Annotated in this window: 15 protein-coding genes; 10 read left to right on the top strand and 5 right to left on the bottom strand. The window is 67.5% G+C overall.

Features of this window, described 5'->3' with window-relative positions; all coding sequences use genetic code 11:
• Positions 1 to 23: 23 nt before the first annotated feature.
• A complete protein-coding gene (locus tag ACH0AE_RS05830) occupies positions 24 to 1,514 on the bottom strand; it encodes a replicative DNA helicase (RefSeq protein WP_294442398.1) in 1,491 nt (496 codons plus the stop codon).
• A 100-nt stretch (positions 1,515 to 1,614) separates the two neighbouring features.
• On the opposite strand from ACH0AE_RS05830, the gene ACH0AE_RS05825 reads away from it, so the two are divergent.
• Genes ACH0AE_RS05825 through cdd form a run of 3 tightly spaced genes read left to right on the top strand, consistent with a single transcriptional unit; the run spans position 1,615 to position 3,238 of the window.
• Positions 1,615 to 2,097 carry a UPF0262 family protein gene (locus ACH0AE_RS05825; protein ID WP_294442397.1) on the top strand — a complete coding sequence of 161 codons (483 nt, stop codon included), beginning with the start codon at positions 1,615 to 1,617 and terminating at the stop codon, positions 2,095 to 2,097.
• 5 nt (positions 2,098 to 2,102) lie between these two features.
• The gene (locus ACH0AE_RS05820; protein ID WP_294442396.1) at positions 2,103 to 2,774 is read left to right on the top strand and encodes a GH25 family lysozyme; all 672 of its coding nucleotides are present in this window, start codon (positions 2,103 to 2,105) and stop codon (positions 2,772 to 2,774) included.
• Entirely contained in the window at positions 2,771 to 3,238 is a 468-nt protein-coding gene (gene cdd / locus ACH0AE_RS05815; protein WP_406875534.1) for a cytidine deaminase, read from the top strand. The genes ACH0AE_RS05820 and cdd overlap by 4 nt, the downstream gene beginning before the upstream one ends.
• A 52-nt stretch (positions 3,239 to 3,290) precedes the next feature.
• On the opposite strand, the gene ACH0AE_RS05810 is transcribed toward cdd, so the two are convergent.
• On the bottom strand, positions 3,291 to 4,070 hold the full coding sequence (locus tag ACH0AE_RS05810) for an SDR family oxidoreductase (protein ID WP_294442395.1): 780 nt from the start codon (positions 4,068 to 4,070) through the stop codon (positions 3,291 to 3,293).
• 125 nt (positions 4,071 to 4,195) lie between these two features.
• Here ACH0AE_RS05810 and ACH0AE_RS05805 point away from each other — a divergent pair, with 125 nt between their 5' ends.
• Positions 4,196 to 4,942, top strand: a complete 747-nt coding sequence (locus tag ACH0AE_RS05805) for a LuxR C-terminal-related transcriptional regulator (protein WP_294442394.1) — start codon at positions 4,196 to 4,198, stop codon at positions 4,940 to 4,942.
• 77 nt (positions 4,943 to 5,019) lie between these two features.
• A complete protein-coding gene (locus tag ACH0AE_RS05800; RefSeq protein ID WP_294442393.1) occupies positions 5,020 to 6,168 on the top strand; it encodes an acyl-CoA dehydrogenase family protein in 1,149 nt (382 codons plus the stop codon).
• A 101-nt stretch (positions 6,169 to 6,269) separates the two neighbouring features.
• Here ACH0AE_RS05800 and ACH0AE_RS05795 read toward each other — a convergent pair whose 3' ends face one another.
• The 3 genes from ACH0AE_RS05795 to ACH0AE_RS05785 all read right to left on the bottom strand — a co-directional run bounded on the left by ACH0AE_RS05795 (position 6,270) and on the right by ACH0AE_RS05785 (position 14,280).
• Entirely contained in the window at positions 6,270 to 7,742 is a 1,473-nt protein-coding gene (locus ACH0AE_RS05795) for an NAD(P)/FAD-dependent oxidoreductase (RefSeq protein ID WP_294442392.1), read from the bottom strand.
• Between the two features lie 128 nt (positions 7,743 to 7,870).
• Positions 7,871 to 12,085: a translocation/assembly module TamB domain-containing protein gene (locus ACH0AE_RS05790; protein ID WP_294442426.1), complete on the bottom strand. Its 4,215-nt coding sequence runs from the start codon at positions 12,083 to 12,085 to the stop codon at positions 7,871 to 7,873.
• 5 nt (positions 12,086 to 12,090) lie between these two features.
• Positions 12,091 to 14,280, bottom strand: coding sequence for an autotransporter assembly complex family protein (locus ACH0AE_RS05785; RefSeq protein WP_294442391.1), 2,190 nt, complete (start codon positions 14,278 to 14,280; stop codon positions 12,091 to 12,093).
• A gap of 402 nt (positions 14,281 to 14,682) precedes the next feature.
• Between ACH0AE_RS05785 and ACH0AE_RS05780 the strand changes: the two genes are divergently transcribed.
• Genes ACH0AE_RS05780 through ACH0AE_RS05760 form a run of 5 tightly spaced genes read left to right on the top strand, consistent with a single transcriptional unit; the run spans position 14,683 to position 21,310 of the window.
• Positions 14,683 to 15,906 carry an efflux RND transporter periplasmic adaptor subunit gene (locus ACH0AE_RS05780; protein ID WP_294442390.1) on the top strand — a complete coding sequence of 408 codons (1,224 nt, stop codon included), beginning with the start codon at positions 14,683 to 14,685 and terminating at the stop codon, positions 15,904 to 15,906.
• A 58-nt stretch (positions 15,907 to 15,964) separates the two neighbouring features.
• Positions 15,965 to 19,141: a multidrug efflux RND transporter permease subunit gene (locus tag ACH0AE_RS05775; protein WP_406875549.1), complete on the top strand. Its 3,177-nt coding sequence runs from the start codon at positions 15,965 to 15,967 to the stop codon at positions 19,139 to 19,141.
• Positions 19,141 to 20,610, top strand: coding sequence for an efflux transporter outer membrane subunit (locus ACH0AE_RS05770; protein WP_294442388.1), 1,470 nt, complete (start codon positions 19,141 to 19,143; stop codon positions 20,608 to 20,610). The genes ACH0AE_RS05775 and ACH0AE_RS05770 overlap by 1 nt, the downstream gene beginning before the upstream one ends.
• Positions 20,607 to 20,774, top strand: a complete 168-nt coding sequence (locus tag ACH0AE_RS05765; RefSeq protein ID WP_294442387.1) for a hypothetical protein — start codon at positions 20,607 to 20,609, stop codon at positions 20,772 to 20,774. Before ACH0AE_RS05770 ends, ACH0AE_RS05765 begins: the two co-directional genes overlap by 4 nt.
• The gene (locus ACH0AE_RS05760) at positions 20,771 to 21,310 is read left to right on the top strand and encodes a GNAT family N-acetyltransferase (RefSeq protein ID WP_294442386.1); all 540 of its coding nucleotides are present in this window, start codon (positions 20,771 to 20,773) and stop codon (positions 21,308 to 21,310) included. Before ACH0AE_RS05765 ends, ACH0AE_RS05760 begins: the two co-directional genes overlap by 4 nt.
• The last annotated feature ends 52 nt before the right edge of the window (positions 21,311 to 21,362 follow it).

The following is a 21,362-nucleotide window of genomic DNA, read 5'->3' as shown; positions in this document are numbered from 1 at the left end:
CAAGCCCGGGATGAGGGTGGCGCCTAGTAGCCGGCGTAGTCGCTGAAGCGGGTGACGCTGGGATCGAACTTCATCGTCACCTTGCCGGTCGCGCCGTGCCGCTGCTTGGCGATGATCAGTTCGGCGAGACCGTACACGCGCTCCATGTCGCTGGCCCATTGCGCGTGATCCTCGAAGATCTTGGCCGCGTCTCCCTCGGTCGGGCGCTTGGGCTCCTTCGCCGCGACGTAATAATCCTCGCGGAACACGAACCAGACCATGTCGGCGTCCTGCTCGATCGAGCCGGATTCACGAAGATCGGACAGCTGCGGGCGCTTGTCCTCGCGCTGCTCCACCGCACGGCTGAGCTGCGACAGCGCGAGCACGGGGACGTGGAGATCCTTTGCCAGCGTCTTCAGACCACGGCTGATTTCGGAGATTTCCTGCACGCGATTGCCGTCGCTCGCCTTGCCACTGCCTGAGAGGAGCTGGAGGTAATCGACGATAACCAGGCCGATTTCGTTGTTGTGACGACGCTGGAGGCGGCGGACGCGGGTGTGGAGTGCGCTGATCGAGAGACCGCCGGTGTCGTCGATGAACAGCGGCAGGTTCTCGAGGTCCGCGGCTGCGGCGGCGAGCTGGTGGAACTCGGCGCGGCTGATGTCACCGCGGCGCAGCTTTTCCGAGGTGATGCGCGATTGCTCCGCCAGGATACGCGTCGCCAGCTGATCGGCGGACATTTCGAGGCTGAAGAAGGCGACCTTCGCGCCGATCGATTCGCTCGGCGCAATGCCGGCCTTCATGTCCATCATCCAGCGCTGCGCCGCGTTGAAGGCGATGTTGGTGGCAAGCGACGTCTTGCCCATGCCGGGGCGGCCGGCGAGGATCATCAAGTCCGACCGGTGCATGCCGCCGATGCGAGCGTTCACCGTGTCGAAGCCGGTGGTGATGCCCGAGACCTTGCCGCCGGAATTGAGCGCGGTCTCGGCCATCTTCAGCGCGACCTTGGTGGCCTGCGCGAAGCTCTTGATCGCATTCTCGGTCGTGCCGTCGGCGGCGACCTTGAAAAGTTCTTCCTCGGCGAGTTCGATCTGGGCGCGCGGGTTCACCTCCTCCGAGGTATCCATCGCGCGCTCCACCAGCGTGCGCCCGACCGTCACCAGCGAGCGGAGCATGGCGAGATCGTAGATCTGCTGCGCGAACTGGCGCGCGCCGATCAGGCCCGCGCCTGAGCCGGTGAGCTGCGCGAGATAGGCCGGGCCGCCAAGCTCGCGCATCCCCTCGTCCGCCTCGAACATCGGGCGCAGCGTGACTGGGGTGGCGAGCATGTCGCTGGCCCGCAGCGTCTTGATCGCGGCGAAGATGCGGCCGTGGACCGGCTCGTAGAAATGCGCCGGCTCCAGCCGGTCGACGATGTCGTCGGCAAGGCGGTTGTCGATCATCATCGCACCCAGCATCGCGGCCTCGGCCTCGACATTGCGGGGCAGGTGGATCGGTTCGGCCGGGGCCGGTTGCGGGAATGCCAGTGTCGCCATCAGGCGGCTGCTTCTACCCGCGCAACCGGCAAACGGAAACCGGGGCAGCCTGTGGATTACGAGAATTGTCGCCGCGGCGATTGGTCTCTATCGCAACAAGATGGCCGATCCGCGGATCATCGATGTCGAACTGGACGAGCGCACCATCCTGTGGCGATCGGCCGATATCGAGCAGGAACGGCGGATCGCGATCTTCGATCTGATCGAGGGCAACCACTTCGCGCCGCAGAAGCAGCATCCCGATGGCTATGCCGGGCCGTACCGGCTGGCGCTGTCGGTCGAGGAAGGCCGGCTGGTGATGCAGATCAAGCGCGAGGACGGCACGCCGCTCGAGGCGCATATTCTCGGCATGGGACGGTTCCGCCGGCCGATCCGCGATTATTTCGCTATCTGCGACAGCTACTTCCAGGCGATACGTCAGGCGACGCCGCAACAGATCGAGACGATCGATATGGCACGGCGGGGGATCCACAATGACGCGGCGGCGCTGCTGAAAGAGCGGCTGGAGGGGAAGATCGACGTCGATTTCGACACGGCACGGCGGCTGTTCACGCTGATCTGCGTGCTCCACATCAAGGGCTGAGACACATGTACGGGCTGGGCCGATGGGCGCTGATCGTGGTCGCCCTGTGCACGGCGACGTTCGCCGCGTGGCAGGCGGCGGCGCAATGGCGGCCGTCGGTGGACAAGTTCCCGGTGCAGGGGATCGACGTCGGCGAAGCGAATGGCGCGATCGAATGGCCGGTGGTCGGCGGGCGGGCGGACTTTGCCTATGCCACCGCCACTTATGGCGCAAAGCGGCGGGACGCGCGGTTCGAGGAGAATTGGGAAGGCATTGGTGCGGCCGGGCTGCGGCGCGGCGCGGTGCACGTATGGTCGCTGTGCCAGCCGGGCGAGGCGCAGGCCAACGCCTTCAACACGATCGTGCCGCGCGACGATGCCGACCTGCCGGCGGCGATCGACTTCGATTATCGCGAGGATTGCGCCGCGCGCCCGGCACGCAGCGCGCTGGTGGAGGAGATCGCCAAGGCCGCGGCGATCATCGAGGCGCATACCGGAAAGCCGGTGCTGCTGCGCGTATCGCGTCGGTTCGAGCGGGATTATGACCTTTCCACTGCCCTGCCCCGCACGATCTGGGCGGCGGGGAATTTCTTTCCGCCCGATTATGCCGCCCGGCCGTGGCGGATGTGGCGGGCGAGTGACATGCGGCGGATCGACGGCATCGACGGGCCGGTGAACTGGAATGTGGCAGCACCATGAGTGACAAAATGACGGACGAAGCGACGCGGCTGATCGCGCTGGCGCGGGAGGCGGCGCGCCATGCGCATGCGCCTTATTCCAACTTCGGCGTGGGAGCGGCGGTGCTGCTGGCGGATGGCACGGTGGTGACTGGTGCCAACTTCGAGAATGCGAGCTACGGCCTGTCGCTGTGTGCCGAGACGGTGGCGATCGCCAGCGCCAGCGCGCAGGGGCGACTGAGCGACGTGGTCGCGATCGGGGTGATCGGCGGCGTGATCCGCGACGGTGCGGTGACGGGCAGCGACGTGGTGCGCCCGTGCGGCAGGTGCCGCCAGGTGATCAACGAAGCCGCGCAGATCGGCGGCCGCGACGTGCGCGTGCATTGCGCGGGCGCACAAGGCGATGCGGTGAACAGCTACACGCTGTCGCAGCTGCTGCCGGATGCGTTCGGGCCGGCGGACCTGGGAATCGGGGTGAAGGGCTGAACTCAGCACTGCAACCGGCCGAGGCGGGGGTGCCCCCCCGCCCCGCCCCGGATCAGCCGAGTGCGTCGGCGCTCGCGTCGCCGAGGTCACTGCCGCCGTCGACGTTGATGATCGCGCCGGTGACGTATTTCGCCTCCGGGCTCGACAGCCACAATGCGGCTTCGGCGATGTCGGCCTTGGTGCCGTAATCACGCAGCGCGAGGCGCTTCTTGATCTGGGCCTCGCGCGCCGGATCGCCGCCGAGACGCTTCATCCCTTCGGTATCGCCGATCGGGCCGGGCGAGATGCCGTTCACGCGGATGCCGGCCGGACCCCATTCGAGCGCGAGGCACTTGGTGACCATGTTGACGCCGGCCTTGGCGGCGCAGGCGTGGATCTGGAACGCCGACGGATGGACCGCCTGGCCGGCAGTGATCGCGATCAGCGAGGCGCCCGGCTTCACCAGGTGATCGTAGCTGGCGCGGAAGACGTTGAACGTGCCGAGCAGATCGATGTCGACCACCGTCTTGAAGGCGTTGGCCGAGAGCTTCACCGCCGGCGCGAGGAAGTTGCCGGCCGCGCCCGAGATCAGCACGTCGATCGGGCCGAACTTGCCCGTCGCCTCGGCATAAGCGGCCTCGAGACCGGGATAATCGCGCACGTCGCAGGCGATGCCGATCGCTTCGGCGCCGGTTTCGCGGATGCCGGCGGCGGCAGCTTCGATCTTGTCAGCGCTGCGGCTGAGCACCGTTACCTTCGCGCCTTCCGCGGCGAAACCGTGGGCGATGGCGAGGTTGATCCCGCTCGATGCCCCCGCGACGAAGACGTGCTTGCCCGCATACCGACCAGCCATGATCCTCTCCCTTTTCTTACCATAACATCAGTTACGGCAGCGATGCCGTGAACCGCGCGCAAGCGCAAGAGGCAAGCCTTGCCGCGGGGGGAGGCACAAGCTAGCGATGCTGCGGGAGCGAAGAGATGCAGTCGGAAGCGCGCGAGACCCTGACCTGGGAGGAGGTGGACGCACTCGCCGATCAGGTGGTTGCGGCCGGCGTGCGCGCGAACCTGCCCTTTGTTGCAGCGCAAAGCGACATTGGCGACCCGGCCCCGATGGCCGACCGCAACGGCAAAGCCTACGCCGAGCGCATGCCCTGGGTGAAGAGCGTGCCCAATTACTGGCGCAACCGCAGCCTCGCGCTGCGTGCCAGCTTCCTCCATGCCGCGCGCGTCTTCGCCGAGCCGATCTGGTATGCCGACGGACAGCTGGGATCGTGGCGGCCAACCAGAATGCTGGAGGCGATCGATTGCGCCCGGGTGACGCAGGAATTCGGCTTCACCGGCGCGCTGATCGCCCCGGTCCATCTGGCCGGTGGGAAGGTTGGCACGGTGCTGTGGGTGGCGAACGAGCCGATCGACATGAAGGCGACGTTCGACGCGCATGCCGCGGAGCTTTTCGCGCTCGCCTTCCGCTTCCTCGGCACCCACGCGGAACTCACCTCGAACGGCAAGCGGACGCCGCCGGGGCAGCTTTCCGCGCGCGAGGCGCAGTGCGTGCGCTGGGCGGCGGCGGGGAAGACCAACGCCGAGATCGGGACGATTCTGTCGCTGTCGGTTTCCACCGTGCGATTTCACCTGCGCAATGCGGCGGAGAAGCTGGGCGCGACGACGCGCGCGCGGATGATCCAGATCGCGACTGGCCACGGGTTCCTGGGACCGCACGCCTGACGCCCCTGCCCTGCGCGACCTTGGCCTGACGCAATGGTCAGCTTGGAGGCGGTGCGGCGTGCGGGCATGATGCCGGCATGGAGAGCCTGAACAGCGCAGACGCGCGCGCCTTTCGTGATGAGGTGCGCACCTTCCTGTCCGAGAAGCTGACGCCGGAGCTTCGCCGCGGCGCCCGGCGCGGGACCAGCGTGTTCCTGCATCCCGACATTGCCGATGCGTGGCAGCGGATCCTGCACGCGCAGGGCTGGGCCGCACCGGACTGGCCGGTCGAATATGGCGGCACCGGCTGGAACGAGATCCAGCGTTACATCTGGGCGGAGGAATATGCCCGCGCCCACGCCCCCGGCCTGTCGCCGATGGGGCTGAAGATGGTGGCGCCGGTGATCATGCATTATGGATCGCCCGAGCAGAAGGCGACGCTGCTGCCGCGCATCCTGTCCGGCGAGGATCGCTGGTGCCAGGGCTATTCGGAGCCCGGCTCCGGTTCGGACCTCGCGTCGCTGAAGCTGCGCGCGGTGCGCGACGGCGACGATTATGTGCTGAACGGCTCCAAGATCTGGACGACGCACGCGCATTTCGCGAACCGCATGTTCTGCCTGGTGCGCACCAGCACCGAAGGACGCCCACAGACCGGCATCACCTTCCTGCTGCTGGAGATGAAGACACCGGGCATCACCGTGTCGCCGATCCACACGCTGGCCGGCGAGCATGAGTTCAACCAGGTGTTCTTCGACGACGTGCGCGTGCCGGTGAGCGGCCGCCTTGGCGCGGAGAACGACGGCTGGACCGTGGCGAAGCACCTGCTGACCTTCGAGCGATCCGGCCGCTATGCGCCGGGACTTGCGGCATCGCTCGACATGATCCGCGAGGCCGCGGAAGCGACCGGATGGCTCGAGCACGAGGGCAACCGCGAGCGGCTGGCGCGCGAGGCGATCGCGGTGGACGCGCTGCGTGCAATCGAGCTTGCCGGCCTCGAAGGCGGCGGCCCGGCGGATGCGGTACGCCCGTCGATGCTGAAGGTACTGGGCACCGAAGCCTCGCAGCGCATCGACCTGCTGGCGCTGGAGATCGCCGCCGGTTGGGAAGGCGACATCGACGATGCGCCGGACGCGATCGCGATCGCGATGCCGAAGTATCTGAACAACCGTGCGTCCACCATCTATGCCGGATCGAACGAGATCCAGCGGGATCTGATCGCGCGGGTGGTGGTGGATCAGGCAGCCTGAGAGCCCGCCGGCGGGAGGAGCGGATAGACCCCCTGCCCCCGCCGGCGGGTGGGGGTGTGAATAACAAGCGTCCCGGCCGGAGCCTGTGACGCTTTAGCCGCCTATGCTGCCGCCTTCGCGCGGGCGGGCGCGGGGTTCGAGAACTCCATGCTGTCGTCGACCGAGCCGAAACGCAGCGCCATCACGTCCAGCGCATAATTCTGGTTGAGCTTCCACGGCTTGCGGTTGCCCTGCTTGGGCAACTGATCGGCCACGCGCTGGATGTAGCCGGAGCTGAAATCGACGAACGGCTCGGGCGTGATCGTCTCGTCGCCAACGCGCGGCGTTGCCTGACGCAAGCCACGCTTCTTCATCGTGTTGAGGACGCGGCACATATACATGGCGACGAGATCTGCCTTCAGCGTCCACGAGGCATTGGTGTAGCCGAACGTGAAGGCGAGGTTCGGCACGTCCGAGAACATCATGCCCTTGTACTGGAGCGCCTTGCCGAGGTTCACCGGCACGCCGTCCACCACCGGGCTGATGCCGCTGAGGAGCTTCACCTCGAGCCCGGTAGCCGTGACGATGATATCCGCCGGCAGTTCGCGACCCGACGTCAGCAGGATGCCATTGGGCGTGAACCGCTCGATCGTGTCGGTGACGACATCGGCGCGGCCAGCCTTGATCGTATCGAACAGATCGGCGTCCGGCACGAGGCACAGCCGCTGATCCCAGGGATTGTAGCGCGGGGTGAAATGGGTCGCGACGTCATAGTCGGGGCCGAGATGCTCGCGGACCTGATCGAGCAGCTTCTGCTTCACCTTTTCAGGCTTGGTGCGTGTCATCCGGTAGAAGATCATCCCCATGATGACGTTCTTCCACCGCGTCATGCCGTACGCCGCCTTGCTCGGCAGCTTGGCGCGCAGCCAGTTGGCGAGCGCATCCTGGCCGGGGCGCGAGACGACATAGGTGGGCGAGCGCTGCAGCATGGTGACGCTGGCGGCCTGCTTCGCCATTTCCGGCACCAGCGTGACTGCGGTGGCGCCGCTGCCGATCACCACCACGCGCTTGCCGCTGTAATCGAGATCTTCGGGCCAATGCTGCGGATGGACGATGCGGCCGCCAAAATCCTCCTGCCCCTCGAAATGCGGCGTGTGGCCGCGATCGTAATCGTAATAGCCCGAGCACATGTGGACGAAGTTGCAGGTGAACTGGACGGGACCGTCTGGGCCATCGGCGCTGATCGTCCAGCACGCGTCAGGCGTCGACCATTCAAGGCCGGTGACGCGGTGGCCGAAGCGGATGTTCCGGTCGATCCCGCCATCGCGCGCCGTTTCCTCGATATATTCGCGGATCGATGGCCCATCGGCGATCGACTTGGCCTTCGTCCAGGGACGGAAATTGTACCCCAGGGTGTGCATATCGCTGTCTGACCGGATGCCGGGATAGCGGAAGAGGTCCCAGGTGCCGCCCATCGCCTGGCGCGCTTCGAGGATGAGGTAGCTGCGGTCCGGGCAGCGTTCCTGCAGGTGATGCGCCGCGCCGATGCCGGACAGGCCGGCGCCAACAATGATGACGTCTACGTGCTGCTTCATGCGCGATCCTCTTCCTTGACGCGCATCGTATCGCATCAATCGGTTGCGGAAAAGGACCGATCGCCACCGGGGCGTCGGCGTAGTGCCCCGCCCATCATCACGGGCGGCGCACGATGCCTGACCTACCCTCAATAATCCTTCGAGTAGCGAAGCTCCGCGTTCGATCCGCCGAACGAGCCCGCCTGGGTGAGCAGGCTCAGCGACTTGGTGAGCGCGATGGTGAGCTGCGTCGCGGTGAAGCCGCGAGCGTCGGTCACGATCTCGATATAGATGTTGTCGGTGAGGTACTTGCCCGCCGCCAGCGCGCTGCCACGGCCGGTCGCTTCGTCCGCGCCGAGGATGCGCAGGCGATCGAAGCCGGTGGCGGAGCGCAGCTTGCCGAGCGGGTTCAAGCCGCCGCCCGAGCCGCGCAGCGAGTTGAGCGCTGCGGCTAGCTGGATCGCCTCGGTCGCCGACAGATTCTCCGGGTTGGTGCCGAAGAGCAGGCGGCTCAGCACCTCGTCCTGCGGCAGGCTGGGCGTGGAGGTGAAGCTGATCTGCGGGCGCTGGCCGGTGCCGGTAATGCTGATGACGAAAGTGGTACCCGCGTTGACCGTCGTCGCGCGGATATCGATCTCCGGATCCGTCAGCGGGCCGCCGACGAAGCGGATGCGGCCGCGATCCACCTCGAAGCGCTTGCCGGCGAAGGAATAGGTGCCGCGCACGATATCGAGCCCGCCACTGATCGTCGGGGCAGCGGAAGTGCCGCCGACGCGGATGTCGGCCTCCCATTCGCTTTCCAGCCCCATGCCGGAGACGAACAGGCGGTTGTCCGCACGGATCCGCATGTCGAGGCGGAACAGGCCCGGCGGAGATGCGGGCGGCGGGCGATCGGTGATGCGCGCGGGGCGAATGTCGCTCTTGCGACGCACGCCGGTGAGCTCGGGCACCTCGGCCGCGCCCTGACGGATGATCTCGTAGCGTGCCTCGGGGATGGTGAGATCGGCCTTGATCAGGCCGCCACCGCGCCCGTTGGTGATCGACACCGTGCCGGTGGCGGTGGCGCCGATCGAATCCGATCGGGCGAGCTGCGCATCGTTAAGGCGCGCGTCGATCTGAAGCGGATAGCCCTGCTCCGCGGCGAGGCTGACATAGCCCTGTGCCTGGACGGTGCCGCTGCCGGCCCGCGCGGTGAGGCTGTCGAGCTGCAGCCGATCGTTATTGAAGCGCGCACGGATCGCCATCTGCGACAGGCGCGTGCCGTACGTTTCATTGTCGTAGGTGAGCGCATCGGCGCGGATCACGCCGTTCAGCCGCGGCGCGGACAGGCGGCCGCCGAAATCAGCGGCGATCGCGATCGGGCCGCTGAGCTGCTGTTCCGGGAGCGCCGCCAGGCTGAACAGCACGCCCGACGGGCCATTGTAGCGGATGCCGCCGCTGAGCGGCGCGGCCATCAGGCGCGACACCCACGAACCGCCGGCGCCGAGCGGGCGAAGGAAAGCCTGCATCCGTCCGACGGTGGTCGGCCCGCGCTTGAACAGCGCGCGTGCTTCCGCGCCGTCGCTGACGAGGCGACCGGCGAAGACCACGTCGACCGGATCCGACACGGTGGCGAGGCTGGAGCGGGTGAAGCCGTTGATCGCCAGGCGCACATCGGCCTGCGGGAACGCACTGGCATTCGCCTGCGCGAAATCGAGGCTGCCGGTTGCCTTGCCGCCGATGCCGAGATTCGGAACCAGCGCATTCGCGACCGAGAGATCGAGCGCATCGAGCCGCAGCTGCGCGGTGACGCCGCTGCCATAGGTGCCGGCGATCCGCGCACGGCCCTGATCGAACAGGATCTGCGTCGGCGCGAGGCGATAGGTGCCGTTGCTGGCGGTGATCCGCGCAGGGTTTCCGGTGCGGAAGTTGATCGCATTTGCCTGGCCCTGCAGCGCGACGAGATAGTCGTTGGGCGCAAGCCGGGCGTTGGCGGCGAGGCGGAACGGCACGCCGTTCGAACCGGTGAACAGCGCCTGCGCCGTGCCGCGCCCGCCGGCATAGTTCACCTTAACCCGGCCAGTCTGGATCACCGTCGGGCCGTAGCGGAGGTCGGCGACCTGCGCGTCGGCGACCACCTGCGGCGTATCGTACAGCACGATGCTTGCCGTCACGAGGGCGCGGCCGATTACGAAATCGACGTCGCCCGGGATGGTGGCGGCATAGGCGCGGGCGTTGACGTCGGCGCGCTGGTATTTGCCCTGCGCGCCGAGCTGGACTGCACCCGTGAGGCCAGAGCCGGCGAATTGTACCCGGCCTGAGAAGGGCCCCGCCGCGGTCTGCACGACACGGCCGGAGAAGTTGACGCCGGCAAAGACGATACGCCGGATGTCGATCGCAAGTTGCGCGCCCGGCCGCACCAGAACGTCTGCGGTGAATGGGCCGTAGGTGGTGCCACCGGTCGCCGTCACCGCGTAGGCGCCGCCGCGGCCGACGATGCGCGCATTGAGATCGACGAGACCGACGCCGACCCCGGGCCGCGGGGCACGCAGCGTCACCACCGGCGCAGCAGCGCTGCCGGTGACGCGCGCGGACAAGGGACCGTATTGGTTCGAATAAGCGTCTGCCGAGACGAGCACCGCGCCGGTATTGAGGTCGTACCGGCCCTGCCCGTTCGTCACGCGGAATTGCGGCGCGTTCACCTTCAGACTGCGGAAGGTGACGATGCCGTCGGTATCATAGCCGAAGTTGCTGAAGATCGTGGCATTGCCGCCGAGGAAGCTGCGCACGCCATCGTTGAAGATCTGACGCGTCTGGATGCCGACCCGGCCGACGATGCCGAAGCCGCCGTTGGGCTTCGTCACCAGTTCGGCATCGGTGTTGAGATTGATGATGCCGACGCTTTCGACGCGGAAATTGTTGACCCGGCCCTTCAGCGCGCCGGTGTAGCGCCCCGTTTCCATGTTGGCGGCGACGATCGCGGTGGCATCGATCGTATCCGACCGGATGCGCAGATTGTCCGACAGGATGGTCGGCATGTCGATCGCGAGATCGCCGTCGATCCGCACATTGGTGGTCAGCCCGCCGAGCGCCGGGTTGAGGCCGCTGATCCGCCGCGCGCGGGCGTGCACCGGCACCATGATGCGATCGGCGTCGACCCGCGCGAGCCCCTCGGCATAAAGGTTCTCGACCGTGGTTTCGGCGAAGCCCAGCGCGGTGGCGCGGACCTTGTAATCGACGGTGGGCGTGGCGAATGCGCCGTTCAGGACGACGCGCGCGAGCACGTCGCGACCGCGCAGGTTAGGCGCTATCGCACCGGGGGTGAGCAGCTTCGCATCGACCGCGAAATTGCCGAACTGGCTGTTGGCGAAATCGAGGATGCCGCCAGCGTCTACAGCGAGCGCCGAGGAGGTGAGCTTGACGCGGGTATCGGCCCGGCGTTCTGCCAACGTAGTGTCAATCGCGACATCGAGCTGCGGCGCGGTGAGACGTTCGACCGGCCCCTCGAGATAGAGTCCGGGGCGCGTGGCGCCGCGAATCTCGATATGCCCGTTGCGCGCCGAGAGGTTCAGATCGGCGAGCCGGCCGGCGCCCAGCGTCGCGACGGCCTTGCCCTGCCACGACTTCCAGTCGCCGCGCCCGTCGATCGTGGCGGTGAGCGGCGCCTTGGTGCCGGCGAGGCCAGAGACGAGGCCGCCCGCCGGCGCGAAGAGGCGCGCATCGATATCAAGCTTGTTCTCGTCCGGCACGGCATCGAGCCGGAGCTTCAGCGTGTCGCCGCCTGCGATGCCGGGCGCACGCAATGCGCCAGCGTCGACCGTCAGCTGCGCGCGGCGATCGGCGATATGTGCCGCGCCGTTGATCTGCGCGATGTGGCGCTGCCCCGCGACCGCGGGCTCCATGACGAAGCGGGCGACGCGAAGCCGATCGATATCGATATCGAGATCGGGCAGCAGCGGCGCGTTGGGGTCACTCGGCTGCGGGATGAATTCGGGATTGCGCGTCATGGTGATGAGCTGGCTTTCCAAGCTCTTCACGTTGACGTGGTTGTTGATGAACGAGAACGGCCGCCAGTCCACATCGAGCCGCGGCGAGGAAATGAACACGCCCTTCGGATCGCTGACGCGCACGTCGCTGAGCACCATGCGGCCGTAGAGCGAGCCGTCGATCCGCCCGACCTTGATGTTGAGCCCGCCGGCGGTGCGGTACCCACCGATCTGGTCCGCCACGAGGCGGCGGCCCGGATCGGTGTTGATGCCGAAGATGATCGCGACGAGCAGGAACAGGAGCACGAGCAGCGCGATCCCGATCCACTTCAGGATGCGCTGCCAGAGCGGCCGGTGAACGGTGACTTCCTCGGCCGGGACGGTCTGGGCGTTGTCCATGGCCATCAGAATGCCTGACCGACGGAGACGTAGAGCGCGATCTTCGGATCACCCGGCCGCGGGTTCAGCGGTGTCGCGACGTCGACGCGCATCGGCCCAAAATTGGTGTAGAACCGCCCGCCGATGCCAGCGCCGAAGCGCAAGTCCGACGCCTTGGGGAAGGTACTTTCATAGGCATTGCCGGCATCGATGAAGGGGACGATGCCGAAATTGCCGAAGCGGTAGCGCGCCTCCAGCGAGAATTCGTTGATGCTGCGGCCGCCGATCGGGCGCAGATCGGCGTAATCGATGTTGCCGTCTTCGTCGGGGATCAGTGTGGAGACCGGCTCGAGCGGGCCGAGCCGCTGATAGCCATAGCCACGGACCGAGCCGCCGCCGCCGCCGTAATAGCGCCGCGACGGCGCGATATCGTCGCGCGCGATGCCGAAGATCGAGCCGGCACGTGCGCGCCCCGCGATAACGAGGCTGTCGCTGACCGGCACATAGGCGGTCGCCTCCACCATCGTGCGGGCATAGGGGCGCACCTCGCCCTGAACGGAGGTTTCCGGGCTGAGATTGAGCTTCAGGCGATACCCCTTCGTCGGGTTGAGCAGATCGTTCGACGTATCCCACACGGCCTGCGTGGGGATCGCGGCGATGCCATAGGTGCGGCGGACGCGCTCGTTGCGCTCGAAGTCGAACACGCTTTCGTTGGTGAGGACGAGTTCGCCGCCGAACACATAGGTGAAACGCTTCTGCCAGATCGGCGTGGAATCGTATGACCAGCGCGCATAGGCCGTGCCGGTGAAGGCGTCGAACGCATCATAGTTGGAGTGATCGGCGGTGATGCCGGCGGCAAAGGTGCGGTCGCGCTTGCCCGCATTCTGCCGCCGGAACGTGGCTGCCGCGCCCTGCTGCTGCGTACCGGCGACTGCGGCGAGGATGACGGCGCCTTCGGGTGGGAAGAGATTGCGGTGCGTCCAGCCGCCGGCGAGCTTCACGCCCTCCCCAGTGCCATAGCCGGCGCTGCCGCCGAGGCTGCGCCACTTGCCCTTTGCCTGCTTGACCAGCAGATCCACCTGCTCGGTGCCGTCGGGCCCCGGCTGCCCCGTGCGCACCGGTTCCACGCCCACGCGATCGAACAGGCCGGTCGCGACCAGCGCCTCGCGCAGATCGTCGGCCAGGCGATTGTCGTAGAGCTGCCCCTGCTTGAAGCGCGGGAAGATCGAGAGGTGATCGAGATCGAAGACCGGATCGCCCTCCATGCGCAGCCGACCGAACGACGAACGCGGGCCGGTTTCCACCGGAAGCGTGTAATCGCCCGTGAACGTCTCATCATCGAGCAGGATGTCGCGCTCACCCACCTTTACGAAGGGATAGCCGCGCTGCGGCAGGACGAGGCTGACGTTGGCCTCCGCACCCTGGATCCGGGCCGCCTCGATCGGATCACCGACCTTGAGCGGCAGCTGGGTGCGCACGAGGTCCGGCGGCACCGTCGGATCGGCGTCGACCGTGACCTTGGCCAGCGTGAAGAGCGGACCGGGCGTGGCGGCGATGACAACGCGAAGGCGGCCGGGCTCACCGGGAACCGCCTCCAGCGTGGAAGTGGCGACGCCATCATAATAGCCCATCGATTTCATCAGGCGGATGGCGAGCTGCGCATCCTCCTGGGCGCGGGCATTCACCTGCGTGGCGTTGGCGGCCTTTCCGTCGCCTTCCCGCAACGCCGACAGCGACTTGAACTCGCCTTCCAGCCCAATATCCGCAAGGCCGCGGACTTCGGTTTCGTAGCGGATCTCGGGTGCATCCGCGTCGGCGACATCGGCGGCGGTCACCAGCGGAACCGTGTCGGTGCTGCTGAGCGGGGTGAGCGGCTGCGCCAGTTCGCCATCGAGCGGTGCCGGCGGCGGCATGGTGCCGGTCGGAACGATCGGGGCCGGCGTGGCGGTGGATGGCGCTGAAGTGGCAGGTGCGGACGTGATCGGTGGCTGTGCCGGCGTGCCGGCGTCCGCCGGCATCGGCTCGAGCGGCGCATTGATGTCGTTCGACAGCGGCGGGAGTGCGGCATCGAAGGTCGCATCGGGGACGATGGGGGCATTGCCCTGCGGATCAACCGCCGGCGTTCCCGGCGCTGGCTGAGCGGACGTCTGGTTGTCGCCCGGACGTGGCTTCGGCGCATCCGGCCCCTGCGCCGGCGCGGTGCCGGGCTTTGCCATCTGTCCGCCGGCTGCCGTCGATGCCGCAAGCAACGCAGCAGCCAACCAGCGATGACACCCGGAATTGAACCCCACGCACTGCCCCTTCTCGTACCGGCGGGGCTGCATCTTTGGCTATACCCCCTCCGCTCCGGCTAACGATGCCACAGGCAAAAGGTTGCGATGACTACGTAATAATCCTCAACGACGAGGGGTGGAACGGCGCTTCGAAAGCGGTTACGGCCGTCACTATCGCCCAGCGTTTCAATAAGTTTCCGCGGTGTCGCGGCGCCGCGCTGGAGCGATCCTCATGCGGAGAAAGCAGCCCTCTTGCGGAGAACGGGATATAATGCATCGTCTGTTTGTTCAGCGCGGCGAGGCGGCTTGTCCGTTGATGAGAGCGACGGGCTGCGAGCGGGATTGATGCATCTGATGAACGGACGAGGGCTCGCCCTGGCGGGGGCGCTGGTGCTGGCCGCATGCAGCGGCGGAGAACAGGCAAGCGAAGGCAAGGGAGCGGGCGGACCCGGCGGGCCCGGGGGCGGGCCGGCGCAGGTCGGCTATGTCGTCGTCCAGCCGACGCGCGTGCCGCTGATCACCGAGCTGCCCGGGCGGACCGTCGCCTATCGCAGTTCCGAGGTGCGGCCGCAGGTGAGCGGCATCATCCAGAAGCGCTTCTTCAAGGAAGGGTCGGTCGTCCGCCAGGGCCAGCCGCTCTACCAGATCGACCCCAGCCTCTATCGCGCCGCCGCCAATGAGGCACAGGCCAATGTCGCCAGCGCGAGCGCCACTGCGGAAGCCGCGCGGATCCGCGCCGAGCGGCTTCGCCCGCTCGCCCAGATCGAGGCGGTGAGCAAGCAGGACTATACCGACGCGGTCGCGACGCAGCGCCAGGCCGAGGCCGCGATCGCGCAGAACCGGGCACAGCTGGAAACGGCGCGCATCAACCTTCGCTTCACCACCGTGCCGGCGCCGATCACCGGGCGGATCGGGCGATCGATCTTCACCGTCGGCGCGCTGGTGACGACGAGCCAGGCCGATCCGCTGGCATCGATCCAGCAGCTCGACCCGATCTATGTCGATATCCAGCAATCGGCAGCATCGATGCTGCAGCTGCGCCGCGCGCTTTCCAGCGGCGGCGTGCTGCCGGCGACCGCCACGGTGCGGCTGAAGCTGCCCGACGGCGCCGATTACGGCGCGACCGGCGTGGTCGAATTCTCCGAAGTGGTGGTCGACGAGCAGACCGGCACGGTGACGATGCGTGCGCGCTTCCCCAATCCAAATGCACTGCTGCTGCCGGGCATGTTCGTGCAGGCGGTGTTCGCCCAGGCGATCGACGCAAGCGCCTTCCTGGTGCCGCAGCAGGCCGTCTCGCGCGATCCGCAGGGCAACGCCACGGTATGGATCGTCGGGCCGAACAACAAGGCGGTTCAGCGCACTGTGAAGGCGGGCCGGGCGATCGGCGAGAACTGGGTCGTCACCGGCGGCCTGCGCCCGGGCGACAAGGTGATCACGCAGAGCACGGGCAATCTGCGTCAGGGCGCGGATCTGCGCCCGGTGCCGGCCTCGTCCCCGGAGATCGTGCGTCCACCGTCGCCCGAACAGCTGAAGCAGCAGCAACAGCAGGCCAAGGGCAAGGCCGCCTAACGTGTCACGCATTTTCATTGACCGGCCGATCTTTGCCTGGGTGCTCGCGATCATCGTGATGATGGCGGGCGTGGGCGCGATCCTGTCGCTGCCGATCGCGCAATATCCCGACGTGGCGCCGCCGCAGGTGTCGATCCGCGCCACGTATCCCGGCGCCAATGCCGAGACGATTGAGAATTCGGTCACCCAGATCCTGGAACAGCAGCTGACCGGCATCGACGGGCTGCTGTATTTCTCCTCCTCCTCCTCCTCGCGCGGCTCCGTCTCGATCACCGCCACCTTCGCGAAGGGCACCGATCCCGACATCGCGCAGGTGCAGGTGCAGAACCAGATCCAGCAGGCGCTGAGCCGCCTGCCGGCGCAGGTGCAGCAGCAGGGCGTGGTGGTGCGCAAGTCGAACCCCGACTTCCTGCTGATCGCGGGCGTCTATGACGCCAGCGACCAGATGACGAACCGTGACGTCTCCGACCTCATGGTTTCGACGCTGCAGGATCCGCTTGGCCGCGTGCCGGGCGTCGGCGACACCAACGTGTTCGGTTCGCAGTACGCGATGCGCATCTGGCTGGATCCGGCGAAGCTCGCCAGTTTCCAGCTGATGCCGGGTGACGTGATCAGCGCGATCCAGACGCAGAACACGGAAGTCGCGGCAGGCGAGATCGGCGGCCAGCCGATGCCGAACACGCAGATGCTGAACGCGACGGTGACGGCGCAATCGCGCCTGCAGACGCCGCAGCAGTTCCGTGACATCATCCTGAAGACGCTGCCCTCCGGCGCGACGGTGCGCGTCGGCGATGTCGCGCGCGTCGAGCTCGGCTCCGAAAGCTATAATGCGAGCAGCCGGATCAACGGCCATCCGGGCGCCGGCATCGCGGTGCTGCTCGCCCCCGGCGCCGATGCGCTAAAGACCGCGGAACTGGTGAAGGCGGAGATCGCGCGCGTCGCCAAGACCTATCCGCCGAACATGCGGGTTGCCTATTCGAACGATTCCACCGCGTTCATCAAGCTGTCGATCGACGAGGTGGTGAAGACGCTGATCGAGGCCATCATCCTCGTCATCATCGTCATGTTCGTGTTCCTGCAGAGCTGGCGCGCGACGCTGATCCCGACGATCGCGGTGCCGGTGGTGCTGCTGGGGACCTTCGCCGTCTTCTATCTCGCCGGCTTCTCGATCAACACGCTGACGCTGTTCGGCCTGGTGCTGGCGATCGGCCTGCTCGTCGACGACGCGATCGTCGTGGTGGAGAACGTCGAGCGGTTGCTCGAGGAAAACCCGGAGATGACGCCGCGCGAAGCGACGATCGAGTCGATGCGCGAGATTACCGTGGCGCTGGTGGCGATCGCGCTGGTGCTGTCGGCGGTTTTCCTGCCGATGGCGTTCTTCGGCGGATCGACCGGCGTCATCTATCGCCAGTTCTCGATCACCATCATCTCCGCGATGGTGCTGTCCGTGGCGGTGGCGATCATCCTCTCCCCGGCCCTTACCGCGACACTGCTGCGCCAGCGGCACGCCAAGAATGGCGACGGCGAGACGCCCAAGCGCAGCCGGTTTGCGTGGGTGAACGAGCGGCTGGAGCGTGCGCGCGACTGGTTCAACACCAGCTTCGAGCGCGGCACCGAGCGCTACGTGACCGCGGTGCGCCGCGTGGTGGATCGCAAGTGGCTGTTCGTGGCGGTGTATCTCGCCACCGTCGGCTTGCTGGCGGTGCTGTTCCTTCGCCTCCCGACCGGCTTCCTGCCGACCGAGGACCAGGGCGGCGTGATCGTGCAATATCGCCTGCCGGCCGGCGCGACGCTCGGCCGGACGATGCAGGTGCAGCGGCAGGTGGAGAAGTATTTCGAGACGTACGAGAAGAACAACGTGAAGACGCTGTTCACCGTCTCCGGCGGCGGTGGCGGCGGCGTCAGCGGGCAGAATACGGGCCAGGGCTTCGTCCAGCTGACCGACTGGGCCGACCGCAAGGGCAAGGAAAACTCCGCCGACGCGATCGTGGCGCGTGCCGCCGCGGCGTTCCGCGCCCTGCGCGACGCACAGGTGTTCGCGCTGGTGCCGCCGGCGATCCGCGGCCTCGGCCAGTCCGAAGGCTTCACGCTCGAGCTCCAGAACACCGGTGGGCTGAGCAAGGCTGAGTTCGCCGCGGCCCGCGACAAGCTGCTGGCGGCGGCCAATGCCGATCCGAAGCTGACCGGGGTGCGCCTCAGCGAACTGCCCGATATCGGCACGTTGCAGGTGAAGACCGATCCGCAGCGCATCGCCGCGCTCGGCATCTCGCAGACCGATGTGAACACAACGCTCTCGACCGCCTGGGGTGGCCGGTACGTCAACGATTTCGTCGATCGCGGACGCGTGAAGCGCGTGTACGTGCAGGGCGACGCGCCTTATCGCGAGGCGCCCGACGACCTCTACCAATGGTTCGTGCGCGGGCAGAACGGGCAGATGGCGCCCTTCTCCAGCTTCGCGACCACCGGCTGGTCGCAGGCGCCGACCACCGTCTCGCGCTTCAACGGCATCGAATCGTTCGAATTCCAGGGGCAAAGCGCGGGCGGCAGCTCGGGCGACGCAATGGCGCGGATCGAGGAACTGGCCAGCCAGATCCCGGGGACGAGCATCGCCTGGGCCGGCATTTCCTATCAGCAACGGCTGTCGTCGGGACAGGCGCCGCTACTCTACGGCCTGTCGATCATCGTCGTCTTCCTGTGCCTTGCGGCGCTGTACGAGAGCTGGTCGATCCCGATCGCGGTGCTGCTCGTCATCCCGCTCGGCCTGATCGGTGCGGTCGCCTTCGTCACGCTGCGGGGGCTGACCAACGACGTATATCTGCAGATCGGCCTGCTGACGACGATGGGCCTCGCGGCGAAGAACGCGATCCTGATGATCGAGTTCGCCGAGCAGGAAGAGAAGAAGGGCGCGCGGGTGATCGATGCCGCACTGACCGCCGCCCGGATCCGCCTGCGCCCGATCCTGATGACCAGCCTTGCCTTCATCTTCGGCGTGCTGCCGCTGGCGATCTCGACCGGCGCTGGCGCGAACAGCCGTATCGCGATCGGCACCGCGGTGATCGGCGGCATGCTGACCGCGACGGTGCTGGCGATCTTCTACATCCCGCTGTTCTTCGTGCTGGTGCGGCGCGGCTTCCGTGACACCATGGCACGAATGCGCGGGAAGGAGCCGGGCTACCACCCGCCGGCCGACGACAATCTGCCGCCCGGCGGCACGCCGCGCCTGGAGCAATCGTGATGCGCCGCCTTGTCCCGCTCCTTCTCGGCACGGCGCTGATCGGCAATGGCCTGGCGGCATGCAGCATGGCGCCAAAGTACGTCCAGCCGGCACTTCCGGTGCCGGCGTCCTGGCCGGTGGGCGACGCCTATCTGCGCCAGACCGAGGCGGCGCTGCCCAGCGTTTCCTATCGCGACATCTTCCGCGATGCGCGGCTGCAGCAACTGATCGACCAGGCGCTGGCGAACAATCGCAACCTGCGCGCGTCGGTGGCGAACATCGAGGCAGCGCGGGCGCAATATCGCATCCAGCGCGCCGAGCTGTTCCCGCAGATCGACGTGGGCGGCGCCATCAACCGCCGCGAAGTAGGCGCCGCGGCGGCCGGCGGCGCCTTCACCGTCGGCGGGACGACCTACACCGCGCGGGCCGGCGTCAATGCGTTCGAGCTGGACCTGTTCGGCCGCGTGCGATCACTGAGCGACGCGGCGCTCAACCGCTATTTCTCGCAGGAGGCCGCGGCGCGCGCCGTCCGCCTGACGCTGACGGGTGATGTGGCGGGGGCGTGGCTGACCTATGCCGCGGATCAGAGCCTGATGAAGCTGGCCGAAGACACGGCCGCGATCGCGCGGCGGTCGGTGCAACTGACGCGCGCACGGGTGGAAGGCGGAATCGCGCCGCGCACGGACCTGCGGCAAGCGGAGCAAATCCTGGCCACGGCAGAGGCGAATATCGCCAGCCAGCGGACCGCGATCGCGCAGGACGTGAACGCGCTTCAGCTGCTGGTCGGCGCGCCCGTCGATCCGGCGCTGCTGCCGCGATCGATCGAAGAAGCCGCGGGCACGATCGCGGAGCTGCCGGCCGGCCTCGACAGCCGCGTGCTGCTGCGCCGGCCGGACGTGGTGCAGGCGGAATATGACCTGCGCGCCGCCAACGCCGAGATCGGCGCCGCGCGCGCCGCGCTGTTCCCGACGATCTCGCTGACGGGGCTGTTCAGCTTTGCGAGCACCGCCCTCTCCTCGCTGTTCACCGGCGGCGCGCTGACCAAGAATGTGAGCGCCGCGGCGGATTACCCGATCTTCCGCGCGGGCGCCGGGCGGGCGGGGATCGCACAGGCGACCGCGCTGCAGCGCGCCGCCCTCGCCACCTATGAAGGGACGATCCAGACAGCGTTCCGGGAAGTGGCGGACGCGCTGGCGCGGCGCGGGACGGTGAGCGAGGAGCTTGCCGCGAACGAGCGCTTCGCGAGCGCCGCGGCCGATACGTTCCGACTGACCGAAGCCCGCTATCGCGGCGGGATCGACACGTTCCTGACCAGCCTCGACGCGCAGCGGTCGCTCTACACCGCACAGCAGATCGTGGTGCAGACCCGGCTGGTGCGGGCGACAAACCTTGTCACCTTGTATCGCACGCTGGGCGGGGATTCGCAGCTGGAGACCACCGCAGGGGCGCCGTCGCTCACCGCGTCGCAGGAGCCGCAGCAACAGCCTTGACGCTCGCGATGGGCCATGAAAGTCTTTGCGGCATGGAATGGATCATGCCCGATCGCACGAAGATCGAGGCGAACGCGATCGTTCCAACGGGCGGCGATGTCCGCTTCGTCGCGGGCCGGACCGGGCCCGCCCCCGCCGGATGGCTTGCCGAAAGGGCCTTATGACGCACCGTATCAGAGGGTTCCGCATTGCCGATCGCGACGCGATGATCACCTTCGCCAACAGCCTGCCGGATCATGACCTGCTGTTCCTTGGCCGCGACCTGAAGCATCCGCGGGTGATCGCGGCCTGGCTCGGCGCGGTCGCGGAGGGGTGGATCGACAGCCTGGTGGCGGAGGATGACGGCGTGATCGTCGGCACCGCCGCGCTGGTGCAGGATCCGCTGGGCTGGTCCGCACACGTCGGCGAGGTGCGGCTGCTCGTCTCGCACGAGCGCCGCGGCGTCGGGGTCGGCCGTGACCTGCTTGAGGCGATGTTGCGGGTCGCGCACGAACGCGGCCTCGCCAAGCTGACCGCCGCGATGACGCCGGACCAGCAAGGCGCGATCGCGCTGTTCGAGAGCCTTGGCTTCCGCAGCGAGGCGCTGTTGCGCAACCAAGTGCGCGATCGCACGGGCAATGCCCACGACCTGGCGATCCTCGCGTACGACGCGACGCGCACTGCCGCGGAACAGCGCGGCTCGAGCTTCGACATTAACTGATCCGGGAGCGGGCGCCGAACTTTGCATCTGGGTGCGCGTTGACCTTGTGATC

It is taken from the genome of Sphingomonas sp. 179-A 2A2 NHS, assembly GCF_045371305.1.
Taxonomy (GTDB): domain Bacteria; phylum Pseudomonadota; class Alphaproteobacteria; order Sphingomonadales; family Sphingomonadaceae; genus Sphingomonas.
This window is presented reverse-complemented; position numbering and strand designations above follow the sequence as displayed.